The sequence below is a fragment of the Leisingera sp. M658 genome (assembly GCF_025144145.1).
In the GTDB taxonomy this organism is placed as follows: domain Bacteria; phylum Pseudomonadota; class Alphaproteobacteria; order Rhodobacterales; family Rhodobacteraceae; genus Leisingera.
The window spans coordinates 421,468-434,955 of sequence record NZ_CP083546.1 but is presented as its reverse complement, the minus strand read 5'-3'; the positions used below and the strand labels follow the sequence as shown (position 1 = coordinate 434,955).

The 13,488-nt window shown below is 63.2% G+C and carries 11 protein-coding genes; 6 read left to right on the top strand and 5 right to left on the bottom strand.

The annotated features are described in order from the left end of the window. The first annotated feature begins 141 nt into the window (after positions 1-141). Genes zwf through eda form a run of 3 tightly spaced genes read left to right on the top strand, consistent with a single transcriptional unit; the run spans position 142 to position 4,114 of the window. Complete coding sequence (zwf, locus tag K3724_RS02255; protein WP_259989671.1) at positions 142-1,602, top strand: glucose-6-phosphate dehydrogenase; 1,461 nt, start codon at positions 142-144, stop codon at positions 1,600-1,602. 48 nt (positions 1,603-1,650) lie between these two features. Next, positions 1,651-3,459 carry a phosphogluconate dehydratase gene (edd, locus tag K3724_RS02250; protein WP_259989669.1) on the top strand — a complete coding sequence of 603 codons (1,809 nt, stop codon included), beginning with the start codon at positions 1,651-1,653 and terminating at the stop codon, positions 3,457-3,459. 1 nt (position 3,460) lies between these two features. Continuing rightward, positions 3,461-4,114, top strand: a complete 654-nt coding sequence (gene eda / locus K3724_RS02245; RefSeq protein WP_259989667.1) for a bifunctional 4-hydroxy-2-oxoglutarate aldolase/2-dehydro-3-deoxy-phosphogluconate aldolase — start codon at positions 3,461-3,463, stop codon at positions 4,112-4,114. Positions 4,115-4,257: 143 nt separating this feature from the next. On the opposite strand, the gene K3724_RS02240 is transcribed toward eda, so the two are convergent. Next, the gene (locus K3724_RS02240) at positions 4,258-5,286 is read right to left on the bottom strand and encodes a D-cysteine desulfhydrase family protein (RefSeq protein WP_259989663.1); all 1,029 of its coding nucleotides are present in this window, start codon (positions 5,284-5,286) and stop codon (positions 4,258-4,260) included. A gap of 287 nt (positions 5,287-5,573) precedes the next feature. Here K3724_RS02240 and K3724_RS02235 point away from each other — a divergent pair, with 287 nt between their 5' ends. Then, the gene (locus K3724_RS02235) at positions 5,574-6,242 is read left to right on the top strand and encodes a DsbA family oxidoreductase (protein ID WP_259989661.1); all 669 of its coding nucleotides are present in this window, start codon (positions 5,574-5,576) and stop codon (positions 6,240-6,242) included. Positions 6,243-6,297: 55 nt separating this feature from the next. Here the strand turns inward: K3724_RS02235 and K3724_RS02230 are convergent, their stop codons facing one another. Continuing rightward, the gene (locus tag K3724_RS02230) at positions 6,298-7,626 is read right to left on the bottom strand and encodes an aspartate aminotransferase family protein (RefSeq protein WP_259989659.1); all 1,329 of its coding nucleotides are present in this window, start codon (positions 7,624-7,626) and stop codon (positions 6,298-6,300) included. A 2-nt stretch (positions 7,627-7,628) separates the two neighbouring features. Next, positions 7,629-8,405, bottom strand: coding sequence for a 3-keto-5-aminohexanoate cleavage protein (locus tag K3724_RS02225; protein WP_259989657.1), 777 nt, complete (start codon positions 8,403-8,405; stop codon positions 7,629-7,631). Between the two features lie 293 nt (positions 8,406-8,698). On the opposite strand from K3724_RS02225, the gene K3724_RS02220 reads away from it, so the two are divergent. Further along, on the top strand, positions 8,699-10,096 hold the full coding sequence (locus tag K3724_RS02220) for an aspartate aminotransferase family protein (protein WP_259989655.1): 1,398 nt from the start codon (positions 8,699-8,701) through the stop codon (positions 10,094-10,096). 73 nt (positions 10,097-10,169) lie between these two features. Here K3724_RS02220 and K3724_RS02215 read toward each other — a convergent pair whose 3' ends face one another. Together K3724_RS02215 and K3724_RS02210 are read right to left on the bottom strand one after the other, a co-directional pair. Beyond that, entirely contained in the window at positions 10,170-10,925 is a 756-nt protein-coding gene (locus K3724_RS02215; RefSeq protein ID WP_259989653.1) for an SDR family oxidoreductase, read from the bottom strand. Positions 10,926-11,123: 198 nt separating this feature from the next. Beyond that, entirely contained in the window at positions 11,124-11,846 is a 723-nt protein-coding gene (locus K3724_RS02210) for a hypothetical protein (RefSeq protein WP_259989651.1), read from the bottom strand. 128 nt (positions 11,847-11,974) lie between these two features. Here K3724_RS02210 and K3724_RS02205 point away from each other — a divergent pair, with 128 nt between their 5' ends. After that, complete coding sequence (locus K3724_RS02205) at positions 11,975-13,435, top strand: PLP-dependent aminotransferase family protein (protein ID WP_259989649.1); 1,461 nt, start codon at positions 11,975-11,977, stop codon at positions 13,433-13,435. Positions 13,436-13,488: the final 53 nt, after the last annotated feature.

Below are 13,488 nucleotides of genomic sequence, written 5' to 3'. Positions count from 1 at the left end.
ATTTTTCCGGATGGCCCTCACCGGCCCCATATGTTAGCGATAACTCAACTTTAACCAGCCGTATGGCAACAGAGGCAATTGAATTGCCCCGCCCCAAGCGGCACAATGGTCTGGCCTCTGTAGAACAGCGATGTAAAATCAATGGTTTCCCGCGTCATCCCCGTTGAACCCTTTGACCTCGTGCTGTTTGGCGCGACCGGCGACCTGGCCCGCCGCAAGATCCTGCCGGCCCTGTTCCACCGCTTCCAGATCGGCCAGTTCTGCGATGCCTGCCGCATCATCGGCAGCTCGCGCAGCGCCCTGACAGCCGAGGAGTTCCGCGCCCAGACTGCTGATGCGATCCGCGATTTCGGACAGGATGTAGAAACCACGCCTGCGGAAATCGCCGCTTTCACCGCCCTTCTGGACTATGTCGCCGTGGATGCACGCGGTGATGCCGGCTGGGATGTGATTCACGGGAAACTGCGCGACGATGCGGTGCGCGCCTTCTACCTGTCGGTCGGCCCGTCGCTGTTCACCGACATTGCCCGCCGCCTCAGCGAGACAGGGATTGCCACACCGGACAGCCGCATCGTGCTGGAAAAACCCTTTGGCCATGATCTGGCTTCGGCCCAATCACTGAACACCGCGCTGCGGGCCCATTTCGAGGAACGGCAGATCTACCGGATCGACCATTACCTGGGCAAGGAAACCGTGCAGAACCTGATGGCGCTGCGCTTTGCCAACTCATTGTTTGAACCCTTGTGGAACTCCTCGCACATCGACCATGTGCAGATCACCGTGGCCGAGAGCATCGACGTTGAAGGGCGCGGGGAATACTACGATAAATCCGGCGCCATGCGGGACATGGTGCAGAACCATCTGATGCAGCTGCTGTGCCTCACTGCGATGGAGCCGCCCGCGCAATTCACCCCAAACGCCGTGCGCGATGAAAAGGTCAAAGTGATCGAGGCGCTGCGCCCGGTGCCCCAATCCAGCATCGCCCGCGGCCAGTACCGGAGCCGGAACGGCGGTAAATCCAGTGACAGCTACCGTGACCACGCTGCCAACCCATCCAGCCGCACTGAAAGCTATATCGCGCTGAAGGTTGAAGTGGCGAACTGGCGATGGGCCGGGATCCCTTTCTACCTGCGCACCGGCAAATGCCTGCGCGAGCGGGTGAGCGAGATCGCCGTCTATTTCCGCGACCCGCCGCACAACATCTTCGAAGGGTCCGGCACCGTGCATGGCAATGTGCTGGTGATCCGTCTGCAACCCGACGAAGGAATTACCCTGAAGACCACAATCAAGGACCCCGGCCCGGGCGGCATGCGCCTGACGGGGGCCAATCTGGACATGACATTTGCAGATGAGCTGCCGGAGTCGGGCCGCCCGCAGGACGCCTATGAGCGGCTGATCATGGATGTGATCCGCGGCAACCAGACCCTGTTCATGCGCGGCGACGAGGTTGAGGCCGCCTGGGCCTGGGCCGACCCGATCATCGCCGGCTGGGAGGACGCGGGCGAAGCGCCGCAGCCCTATGACAGCGGCAGCACGGGACCCGATGACTCATTGCTGTTGATCCACCGCGACGGCCGCCGCTGGCGCAGTATCGGAACCTGAGATGACTGCCCTCCCCTTTGCCCCCGCAGTTTGCTACAAAGGCACCCCATGACCCTGAACCCCACCCTGGCCGCCGTCACCGACCGTATCATCGCCCGCAGCGAGGCCACCCGCTCGGCCTATCTGGAGCGGATGGCTGCTGCCCGCGGCAAGGGACCTGCGCGGGCGCATCTGTCCTGCTCCGGCCAGGCCCATGCCTATGCCGCCACCGGGGCGGACCAGCAGACACTGGCCCAGGGCGCCAAGGGTCATCTGGGAATTGTCACCGCCTATAATGATATGCTGTCGGCGCATCAGCCGTTTGAGACCTACCCGGCCCTGATCCGCGACGCTGTGCGCCGGGCCGGCGGCACCGCCCAGGTGGCAGGCGGGGTGCCTGCCATGTGCGACGGCGTCACCCAAGGCGAGGCCGGCATGGAGCTGAGCCTGTTTTCCCGCGACACCATTGCCATGGCCGCAGGTATAGCGCTCAGCCATAATGTATTCGACGCCGCGGTATTTCTTGGCGTCTGCGACAAGATCGTGCCGGGGCTGGTGATCGGCGCGCAGGCGTTCGGCCACATCCCGGCGGTTTTCCTGCCGGCGGGTCCGATGACCAGCGGTCTGGCAAACGATGAAAAAGCCAAGATCCGGCAGAAGTTCGCGTCCGGGGAGATCACCCGCGAAGACCTTCTGAAGGCCGAGATGGCGGCCTATCATGGCCCCGGCACCTGCACCTTCTACGGCACCGCCAACACCAATCAGATGCTGATGGAGTTTATGGGCCTGCACCTGCCCGGCTCCTCTTTTGTCACCCCCGGAACGCCGCTGCGCGAGGCGCTGACGGTTGAGGGCGCCAAACGCGCGCTGTCGCTCAGTGCATTGGGAAACAACTACACCCCGGTCTGCCACGTGCTGGACGAGAAAGCCTATGCCAATGGCATTGTCGGGCTGATGGCCACCGGCGGTTCCACCAATCTGCTGATCCACCTGATCGCAATGGCCCGTGCAGGCGGCATCCTGCTGGACTGGCAGGATTTTGCAGATCTGTCCGAAGCTGTACCGCTTTTGGCAAAGGTCTATCCCAACGGCCTTGCTGACGTGAACCATTTCCACGCGGCCGGCGGCCTGGGCTACATGATCGGCGAACTGCTCAAGGCCGGCTGCCTGCACCCCGACACCAAAACCGTGGCAGGCGACGGGCTGGAAAACTACGTGATGGAGCCGTTCCTGTCCGAAGACGGCCTCACCTTCCGCCCCGGTCCGGGGCAAAGCCTGAACGACTCGGTGCTGCGCCCGGCAGACGCACCGTTCCAGGCAACCGGCGGGTTGAAACGGCTGACCGGAAACCTGGGCACGTCAGTGATCAAGGTCTCGGCAGTGGCCAAGGAACATCAGGTGATCGAGGCCCCCGCCCGCGTCTTTCATGACCAGGAAGAAGCCAAGGCCGCCTTCAAGGCAGGCGAGCTGACCGGTGACGTGATTGTTGTGGTGCGCTTTCAGGGACCCAAGGCCAACGGCATGCCGGAGCTGCACAGCCTGACGCCGATGCTGGGTATTATGCAGGGCAAGGGCCAGAAAGTGGCGCTGGTCACCGACGGGCGGATGTCCGGGGCCTCCGGCAAGATCCCCGCCGCGATCCATGTGGTGCCCGAAGCGCTGGACGGCGGCCCAATTGCCAAACTCCAGGACGGCGACATGCTGCGGCTGGATGCGGTGCGCGGCACGATGGAAGTCCTCACCGAAGGGGTGCTGGAGCGCGATACCGCCACTGCCGACCTCAGCGCCTATCAGCACGGCACGGGCCGTGAGCTGTTTTCCCTGTTCCGCCGCTCGGTCGCTTCGGCCGACGAAGGCGCCAGCGTTTTTGGAGTTTAGTATGACGCGGATAACCCCTCAGGACGCCAGCCTGCGCACATGCGGGATCTGCACCCTGGCCCCGGTGATGCCGGTGCTGGTGGTGGAGGATGCGGCCCATGCCCGTCCCCTGGCCGAAGCGCTGGTGGCAGGCGGCCTGCCTGCGCTTGAGGTCACCCTGCGCACAGGTGCCGCGCTGGATGTGATCCGCGAGATGGCACAGGTAAAGGGCGGTGTGGTCGGGGCAGGCACGCTGATCACCCCCGAAGACGCCGAAGCCGCCAAGGAGGCCGGCGCGCAGTTCGGCGTCTCCCCCGGTGCGACGGATGACTTGCTGGACACCTGCGAATCCATCGGCTTGCCGCTGTTACCCGGTGCCGCGACAGCAACCGAGGCGATGCGGCTGCTGGCGCGCGGTTATGGGATGCTGAAGTTTTTCCCGGCCGAAGCCTCCGGCGGTGCGCCCGCGCTGAAAGCGATCGGCGCGCCCTTGCCGCAAATCTCCTTTTGCCCCACCGGCGGCATCAGCCCCGCCAATGCAGAAACCTATCTAAGCCTGCCTAATGTGGTCTGCGCCGGCGGCAGCTGGGTGGCGCCGGCCGATCTGGTCAAGGCTGGCAACTGGGCCGCAATAGAAGCAATTGCGCGGGACGCAAGCCAGCTCGGCAAGGGTTAGGTCACCGCAAAATCCACCGGTCAGCTCTGCTCCTGCCATGACCGGCGGCCTTTTCACGGCCCGTAGTTACTCCGCCGTGTCCCCGCGGGGACAGCGGTGCAAAAGATCATCACAGGGCCTGCACGATATCCATTGGCAGCCGGTCATGATGCCTGCGCGCCACCAAATCCAAGGTCGTTTTGATAGGCAAACAGCGCCGGCAGCCCGCCGGTGTGCAGCAGCAGCACTTTCTGGCCCTTGCGGATGCTGCCCTCCTCCAAGAGGCCAAGCAGCCCGGCGAATGTCTTGGCAGAATAAACCGGATCCAGCAGGATCCCCTCTGCCCTGGCCATGCGCTGCAATGCGGCGCAGGTGGCGGGGCCGGCGCGGCCATACCCCGGGGCAAGCGCACCGTCCCAAGTGAGAATATCATCGCGGCCAAAAGGACGCGGGATGCCCATCAGATCGGCCAGCGCATCTGCCACGGCCTCCAACCGCGCTTTCTGCAGCGCAGCGTCACGGCGCACGCAGATGCCAAAGACCGGCGCGGTGATGCCCGCAAGACGCACTCCAGTCAGAAACCCGGCGTGGGTCGCTCCGCTGCCCGACGGCACCACGGCGGCATCAAAACCGCCAATCTGCGCTGCCAGTTCCGCCCCGCCCTGCACATAGCCCAGCGCGCCAAGCGGCGGATGGCCAAGGCCAAGCGGGATGATGTAAGGGCTGCGGCCCTCGGCGCGCAAGTCTTCGGCACGGGCTTCCAGGGCGGTATCTGCGCCGGCTTCATCCTCGCCGTCCGGATAGCTCATAACTCCGGCGCCAAGGATATCCGACAGGAAGATATTACCTGAACTATGGTAGAGCGGATCCATATCCGGCACCCGCTCCTCTCGCTGCAACACCGCTTGCATGCCGTATTTTGCAGCCGCGGCGGCGGCAGTGCGGGCAAAATTCGATTGCACCGCGCCGGTGATCAGGATGGTGTCGGCTGCAGCCGCGCGCGCCGCACCGATGTAAAACTCCAACTGGCGGGTCTTGTTGCCGCCGAAGCTGAGACCGGTCAGGTCGTCGCGCTTGATCCACAGGTCGATATCCAGCTCCGCGGACAGCCGGTCGAGACGTTCCAGAGGTGTCGGGCCTCCCAGCAGAATTGCACGCGGGAAGGCAGAGAGGAGCGTGTCGGTCCGGGGCATGGCAGTCTCCTTTGACGGGGCCGGGCAAAGCGGGCGGCTTGCAGTCAGGCCCGAACTCAGGCTGTACGCAATTTGCTATCCTGGCAAGCCGGCGCAATCGCGGCCCGGGCGAGGCCGCCGCCGGCAAGGATACCCGCACGCCCAAACCGCTCCAGTCCGCTGATCCTTTCGCGGCGAGCCCGTAGCCAGGTCTGTTCTGCACAGATCGGGCGCCGCGCGCAGGTTGCTTTCCAGGCGCACCGCCCCCATCTCCCCTGCAGCACGTTGAAAATCAAAGGACCCGCGCCATGGAAACTTCCGAAGCCCGCCCCGCCCTCCGGGTGGATATCATCTCGGACGTGGTTTGTCCGTGGTGCGCGGTGGGGTACAACCAATTGGCCTTCGCTGCCCGCCGCGCCGGAGCGGTTCTCGACATCTACTGGCAGCCGTTTGAATTGAACCCGGACATGGCGCCGGAAGGCGAGGACCTGCGGGAGCATCTGGCCGCGAAATACGGCAGCACGGCGGAACAATCGGCGCAGGTCAGGGGGCAGCTGACGGAACTGGGGGAGGCCTTGGGCTTCACCTTCCGCTTCTTTGACGGGATGCGGATATACAACACGTTCCAGGCGCATCAGCTGATCGAATGGGCAGAGGAACGCGGCAAGGGCCATGAGATGAAACAGGCGTTGCTGACAGCTTATTTCACGGATGGCAAGAATGTCTCTGACCTGGAAGTGCTGGCGGATGCAGCCGCCAGCCTTGGCCTTGAAGGTGCCGAGGCTCGTGCTGCGCTGGACAGCGGCAAACATGCCGACAGCGTGCGCCAGCGCGCAGCGTTCTGGGTAAACCAGGGCATCCGCGGCGTGCCAGCGATGGTGTTCGATGGCCGCCATCTGGTGACTGGGGCGCAAGGGGTCGAGAACTACGCCAGCATTCTGGAGCAGCTAGGCGACACCGGGAGCAAAATGCGCTGAGGGCGGCGCCCGCCCCCATGGGGGCGGACGGGCGGTTAGTTTTTCTTCGAACAGCTTAAGCTTGCGGCAGGCACTGGGTGATTGCGGCCTCCAGCTTATCCACCACTTCTGCGATCTGTTCATCGGTGATGATAAACGGCGGGGCCAGCAGGATGTGGTCGCCGTTCTGACCGTCGCGGGTGCCGGACATCGGATAGCAGATCAGACCGGCCTGAAACGCTGCCTTCTTGATGCTCTTGGCCAGACCCAGCGCCGGATCGAAAGGTTCCTTGGTTTCGCGGTCAGCCACCAGCTCGACCCCACGGAACAACCCGCGCCCACGGATATCGCCGACGTTGGGGTGCTGGCCGAAACGGTCCTCCAATGCTGCCTGCAGCTTCTCTCCCATTTCGGCGCAACGCTGCACCAGCCCGCGCTCCAGCATCGCCTTGACCACGGCAAGCCCCGCAGCGGTCGCCACCGGGTGGCCGATATAGGTGTGGCCGTGCTGGAAAAAACCGGATCCGTGCTCAATCGCCTCATAAATCTGCCGGGTGCAAAGCATCGCACCAATCGGCTGATAACCGGCGCCCAGCCCCTTGGCGATGCACAGGATATCCGGCGCCACGCCGTCGGCCTCGCAGGCAAATAGATGGCCGGTACGGCCCATGCCGCACATGACCTCGTCCAGGATCAATAGCACGCCGTACTTGTCGCAGATCTCGCGGATACGTTTGAAATAACCCGTAACCGCAGGCACCGCACCTGAGGTGGCACCGACCACCGGTTCCGCCATGAAGGCCATTACGGTCTCGGGGCCAAGGCGGAGGATTTCCGCCTCCAGCTCATTTGCCACCCGCTGGCCATAGTCAAAACTGCTCTCTCCCTCAGCCCTGCCAACATATTCGTAACAGGCCGAGATATGCGAGATGTCGATCAGCAGCGGTGCGAATTGGGTGCGGCGCCATTCATTGCCGCCTGCGGCCAGCGCCCCAAGGGTGTTGCCGTGGTAGCTTTGCTTGCGGGCGATGATGCGGCAACGCTGCGGTTCGCCGCGTTCCAGGTGGTACTGGCGGGCCAGTTTGATCGCCGCCTCAGTCGCCTCGGAACCGCCGGAGACAAAATACACCCGGTCAATATCACCCGGCGCGTGGGTCACCAGCAGATCCGCCAGTTCCTCGGCAGGGTCCGAGGTGAGGAAGCCGGTATGGGCAAAGGCCAGCTTGCCGACCTGATCCTGCACCGCTTTGATCACATCAGCGTCGGAATGGCCGAGGCAGGACACCGCGGCACCGCCGGAGCCGTCGAAATAGCGCTTGCCGTCTGCATCGATCAGATAGCAGCCCTCGCCGGACACGGCGGTGGGCAGCGCGGCCTTGGTGTGGCGGGGAAAGACGTGAGACATGATCAGCACTCCTTAAGGCGATGGCCCGCATCCCGCGCGGCCTGGACGAAGGCGGCAACCGAGGCTGCATTGTCTGCCAGCAGCCCGCCTTCCGGTGTTTCGATGTTATTCTCAAATCCGATTCGCGCATCCCCGCCTGCGGCGATGGCGGCCAGCAGGCAGGCGTGCTCATGCCGGCCAAAGGCGCAGACAGTCCAGTTGAGACGCAGATCCGCCGCTGCGTCACGAAAGGCCGCGAGCCCGTCAGGGTGCGCCAGCACCGGCGGGGTGTATTTGCCCAGAACAAAGATCGCATCGCGCATCGCACCGGGCACGGTGCCGTCCTGATACCAGACGCGCAGCTGAGCGATGCAGTCCGGACCATACAGGATGTGCTGCACCTGCGTCCCCGCCTCTGCGCACAGCGCATAGGCCCGCGTGGCGATGCTGGTGTCCCGTGCCATTTCCCGGACGGAAACCGAAGCCGCGGCAGGGCGCAACGCCTCCAGGCAAGCGAATTGGGCAGAAGTGTCATAGACACCGGCGCTTTCGGTGGTGATCTGCACCGCCATCCCCGGCGCGCTTTCCCGCACCGCATCAAGGGCTTCGCGGTAACGGCCCGCATCCAGCGAATGACGCCCCGCATCGTCGCGCACATGCAGATGCAGGGCCTGGGCGCCGGCCGCATAACAGGCTGCAGCCGCCGCTGCCGTCTGCTGTGGTGTCACCGGCAATTCAGGGTGATCGCCGCGCCCGCGGCGGGCCCCGTTCGGGGCCACCATCAATCTGTATTCCGCCACCGGTTACCTCCTTTGCGGTCCGCCCAGCCGCGACTCGCGCCCAGGATGCCTGCAGCTTGCCCCTTTGGGACATCCGCTCTCAAGCCGGTAACTTCAGAACATTTGTTCCAGGGCAATCCGCAGCCGGCGCCGCGCCGCTAATTCGCTGAACCGGACGTCTCTGGACCTAAGCAAGCACATGCTCTGGCCCTAACGAATTCCCGGAATCTGACGTTTCTGGTACATAATACGCCTCTGAAGCCCTGTAGGGTTCCGGGCAGCCTGATTCACTTCTAACGCCGAAAGGACATGTCATGGACGGCACGTTCAACGAAAACGATCTCTCCCGTGTGGTCGAGGCCGACAAGGCCCACATGTGGCATCACCTGTTCCAGCACAAGGCGCTGGAAACCACTGACCCGCGCATCATTGTCGAAGGCAAGGGCATGCGCGTCTGGGATCAGAACGGCAAGGAGTTCCTGGATGCGGTGTCTGGCGGTGTCTGGACCGTCAACGTCGGCTATGGCCGCGAAAGCGTTTGCAAGGCCGTCTACGAACAGATGATGAAGATCTGCTATTTCGCCAACTCGGCCGGCTCCATCCCCGGTGCGCTGTTTGCCGAAAAGCTGATCGAGAAGATGCCGGGCATGACCCGCGTCTACTACACCAACTCCGGATCCGAGGCCAACGAGAAGGCCTTTAAGATGATCCGCCAAATCGCCCACAAGAAATACGGCGGCAAGAAAACCAAGATCCTGTACCGCGACCGCGATTACCACGGCTCCACCCTGGCGACCATGTCGGCGGGCGGCCAGGACGAGCGCAATGCGCAGTACGGGCCGTTTGCGCCGGACTTTGTCCGCGTCCCCCACTGCATGGAATACCGCAAGCATGAACTGGGGCTTGAGCACCTGTCGGGCCGCGAGTTCGGCATTGCCGCGGCAGACGCGATTGAGGAAGTGATCCTGCGCGAAGGCCCGGAAACCGTTGGCGCCCTTTGCCTGGAGCCGGTGACCGCAGGCGGCGGTGTCATCGAAGCGCCCGAAGGTTACTGGGAGCGCGTGCAGGAGATCTGCAAGAAGCACGACGTGCTGCTGCACATCGACGAAGTGGTCTGCGGCGTTGGCCGCACCGGCAAGTGGTTCGGCTACCAGCAGTACGGCATCAAGCCGGACTTTGTGACCATGGCCAAAGGCGTGGCCTCAGGTTATGCGGCGATTGCCTGCATGGTGACCACCGAGGAAGTCTTCAACATGTTCAAGGAAGATGCCTCGGACCCGATGGGTTATTTCCGCGACATCTCGACCTTTGGCGGCTGCACCGCCGGTCCCGCCGCGGCGCTGGAAAACATGAAAATCATCGAAGACGAAAACCTGCTGGACAACTGCAATGCCATGGGCGAGCGGATGCTGGGCAATCTGCGCGCACTGATGGAAAAGCACGCAGTTATCGGCGATGTGCGCGGCAAGGGCCTGTTCCTGGGCGCCGAACTGGTTGCCGACCGCGAAACCAAGGAGCCGGTGGACGAGAAACTGGCCCAGCAGGTTGTCGCGGAATGCGGCGCGCAAGGCGTGATCATCGGCGTCACCAACCGCTCGCTGCCGGGCCGCAACAACACCCTGTGCTTCAGCCCGGCGCTGATCGCCACCGCAGACGACATCGACCAGATCTGCGATGCGGTCGACAAGGCTTTGACCAAAGTATTCGGCTGACATCTCTCCCTGTTGGACGATCAAACTGCGCCCCGGAATTTCCGGGGCGCTTTTTCGTTTTAAGTGCTGGCGCCTAGACCAGCCGCACGGCAACCCCGCCGTCCACGGCCATTGGCGTTCCGGTTACGAAACTGGACCGGTCGGACAACAGGAACACTGCGGCCTGGGCAATTTCGGACGGCTCGGCCATCCGCTTCATCGGGTGCAGCCCGGCGATAAAGCTGTGCGTCTCCGGATCGTCGCCGGCCATCGCGGTCTTGGTGCCGCCCGGCAGCAGGGCATTCACCCGGATGCCTTCCGCCGCATGATCAGAGGCCAGCGACTGAACCAGCCCCACCAGCCCGGCCTTTGACGCGGCATAGGCCCCCATGCCCGGCATGCCGCCGTTGCTGACGCCGACAAAAGATCCGGTAAAGACAATCGACCCGCTGCCCCGCGCCCTTAGCGCCGGGATCTGTGCCTTGGCCGAAAAAAATGCCCCCGTCAGGTTGGCCGCGATTACCGCGTTCCAATTGGCGGCGTCCATATGCTCCACCGGCCCCATTTCGCCCATCATGCCCGCATTGTTGAAAGCCCCGTCCAGCCCGCCGAATTCTTCCACGGCAAGAGCCACCAGGTTTGCCGAATAAGCTTCGCTGGTGACATCGCCGGCAAGACAGGCCGCCTTGCCGCCGCTTTGGTTGATCTGCCCGGCAAGGGTCTGCAATTCCGCCTGCCGCCTGGCCCCCAGCACGACATTGGCCCCTTCTGCTGCAAACAGCAGTGCCGCGGCGGCGCCAATGCCGCTGCTGGCGCCGGTAATGATGAGTGTCTTGTTTTTCAGTTCCATCGTCAAAGCCTCCATTGGTTAGCTGGCCTTGACCTAAGCGCCCCACCCAGCTGCGCTCGACCCGTTTCTTGCGCTTGCCGCCGCCGGGTGATTAAAACCGCAAGAAACGGGTCAAAACACCGGAGCCGCCCGGCTCACCTGATGTTTCTTGGGCGCATGGGACGTTGTGCCCGGAGAAGACTAAGCAGGCAGCACGGATCAGAGTTGCAAGTGAATATGGTCGTCATGCCGCGCCGCCCGGCAACCCTGGAAGCGCAAATTGCTGGAGCGCACCTTCAGGCGGTCCTGCAAATGCGGCTCCAGAAAGATCTTTCCAGTGCGCTTATCTGCTGCCAATATCTGCAGCAGATGGCGGGTCCGGCCTGCATCGAGCTTCAGGTCCCGCCAGAGCGGCTGCAAGAAGTCCAAGTCCCAGCGCAGAGTCAGCTTGTTGCCAGGACAGCCCGTTGGTCCCTGCTCAAAGGCAAAATAGCCCAAGGGCGACCGGGTTACCCCAGGCGCATACCCCTCGGCATCCGCATAGTAGAAGGCAAGGTCGGCCTTGTTGCCATCGTCATGGGACAAATGCGGCAGCAACGGGAACCCGGGCAGCACGGGGAAATTCGCGTCCAGTACTTGTGTCACCGTACCGGGAAAGGTCTGGTTCATAACCGCGGCGGTGTCCTGCAGCAACTCTGCCAGTTCTGGCGTCACGTAGTTCCGGTTCAAGGCGCAATAGACCCAGGATTGCACCTGCAAAGGCCCGCGTCCTCCGCAGCTGAGTGCTATCCGGCCGAAATACGGCGCGGCCCAAACGGCAGCCATGCTTAGGCCTGCGTAAAAGATCAGGAACGCCAACAGCCGCCGCCGGAAGGCTAGCGCGGTCAACCAGGCGATGCCGCCCAACTGGCTGAGAATCGTAAAAAGAACAACAATTGCCAAATGGCCTAGTACTTTAAGCATGGCGGCAAGTTGCCACTCCCGGCCGAACCAAAGCAAGCAGCAGATTTCCCGAAACTGGCCCTAAGTCCAGATTGCACCGCGTTTAAGTCCACCCTAAGGTGGCGCGCATGGGCATTTCCGTCGATACCTTTTTCCTCAACCCTGACGCCCAGGGCACTCTGCAAGCGCAGATCCAGGAAATGATTGCCGAGGGCATTCTGTCCGGGCGGTTCCGGGTCGGGGAAAAACTGCCGTCCTCGCGCAAACTGGCGGCGCATCTGGGGATCAGCCGGATCACCGTGACGCTGGCCTATACCGAGCTTTTGGCCAATGATTACCTTACCTCGCGCGGGCGGTCGGGTTATTTTGTTTCCGACAATGCGCCGGTGCCGCCCTCCTACACGCCGCAGCAGAAGTCCGGCGATGCGATGGATTGGGGCAAGGTGCTGGCGCGCAGCTTTACCGGCGGCGACACCCCGCGCAAACCCCAGAACTGGCGCGAGTACCGCTATCCGTTCATCTACGGGCAAGCCGATGCCTCGCTGTTTGACCATGCCAACTGGCGGCTGTGCGCGCTGCGGGCGCTGGGGCAGAAAGATTTTGCCGCGCTGGCAAATGATTACTTTGACCAGGACGATCCGCTGCTGATCGAATACATCGCCCGCCACACGCTGCCGCGGCGCGGGATCACTGCGCGGCCTGAAGAGGTTTTAATCACCCTGGGCGCCCAGAATGCGCTGTGGATCACCTGCCAGCTGCTGTTGAACCGCAGGCGGCGGGCTGCGGTCGAGGATCCGGCCTATTACACCCTGCGCGACCAGGTGGTGCAGACCCGCTGCCAGGTGGACTGCATTCCGGTCGATGACGGCGGGATGCCGCCCGAGCGGATTTCGCAAGACACCGATGTGATCTTTTGCACCCCCAGCCATCAAAGCCCGACCACCTTCACCATGCCGATGGAACGGCGCAAGGAGCTGCTGCAGCGGGCCAGTGAAATCGACGCGGTGATCGTCGAGGATGACTACGAATTCGAGATGTCCTTTCTGGGCGCGCCTTCCCCTTCGCTGAAGTCTCTCGATACCGAAGGGCGGGTGATCTATGCCGGCAGTTTTTCCAAGTCGCTGTTTCCCGGGCTGCGGCTTGGGTATCTGGTCGGCTCGGAGCCGTTTATCCGCCAGGCCAGGGCTTTGCGCGCCAGCGTGCTGCGGCACCCGCCGGGCCACGTCCAGCGCACCGTCGCCTATTTCCTGTCGCTGGGCCACTACGACGCCCAGATCCGCCGCACCGCCAAGGTGCTGCATGACCGCCGCGCCGTGATCGAGGATGCCATCGGCAAGCACGGCCTCACCATTGCCGGCGTCGGCAGCTTTGGCGGCTCGGCCCTGTGGATGCGGGCACCGGAGGGGGTGGATACCACCGCTGTTGCAGAACGGCTGAAGGAAAAAAGCGTTATCATCGAGCCCGGCGCACCGTTTTTTGATGCCGAGCACCGACGGCAGAATTATTACCGGCTTGGCTATTCTTCGATTCCCGTCACAAGGATTGAGCCTGGCCTGGCATTGATTGCCAAGGCACTGAAGCAAGGCTGAATCCAGAAGCCCGCAGCGAATGGCGCGGCAAATGATACCAAACGTATCATTTG

Coding starts and splice junctions, on each gene's coding strand:
- zwf (WP_259989671.1), top strand. CDS start 142: ATGGTTTCCCGCGTCATCCCCGTTGAACCCTTTGACCTCGTGCTGTTT.
- eda (WP_259989667.1), top strand. CDS start 3,461: ATGACGCGGATAACCCCTCAGGACGCCAGCCTGCGCACATGCGGGATC.
- K3724_RS02230 (WP_259989659.1), bottom strand. CDS start 7,626: ATGTCTCACGTCTTTCCCCGCCACACCAAGGCCGCGCTGCCCACCGCC.
- K3724_RS02205 (WP_259989649.1), top strand. CDS start 11,975: ATGGGCATTTCCGTCGATACCTTTTTCCTCAACCCTGACGCCCAGGGC.
- K3724_RS02235 (WP_259989661.1), top strand. CDS start 5,574: ATGGAAACTTCCGAAGCCCGCCCCGCCCTCCGGGTGGATATCATCTCG.
- K3724_RS02220 (WP_259989655.1), top strand. CDS start 8,699: ATGGACGGCACGTTCAACGAAAACGATCTCTCCCGTGTGGTCGAGGCC.
- edd (WP_259989669.1), top strand. CDS start 1,651: ATGACCCTGAACCCCACCCTGGCCGCCGTCACCGACCGTATCATCGCC.
- K3724_RS02215 (WP_259989653.1), bottom strand. CDS start 10,925: ATGGAACTGAAAAACAAGACACTCATCATTACCGGCGCCAGCAGCGGC.
- K3724_RS02240 (WP_259989663.1), bottom strand. CDS start 5,286: ATGCCCCGGACCGACACGCTCCTCTCTGCCTTCCCGCGTGCAATTCTG.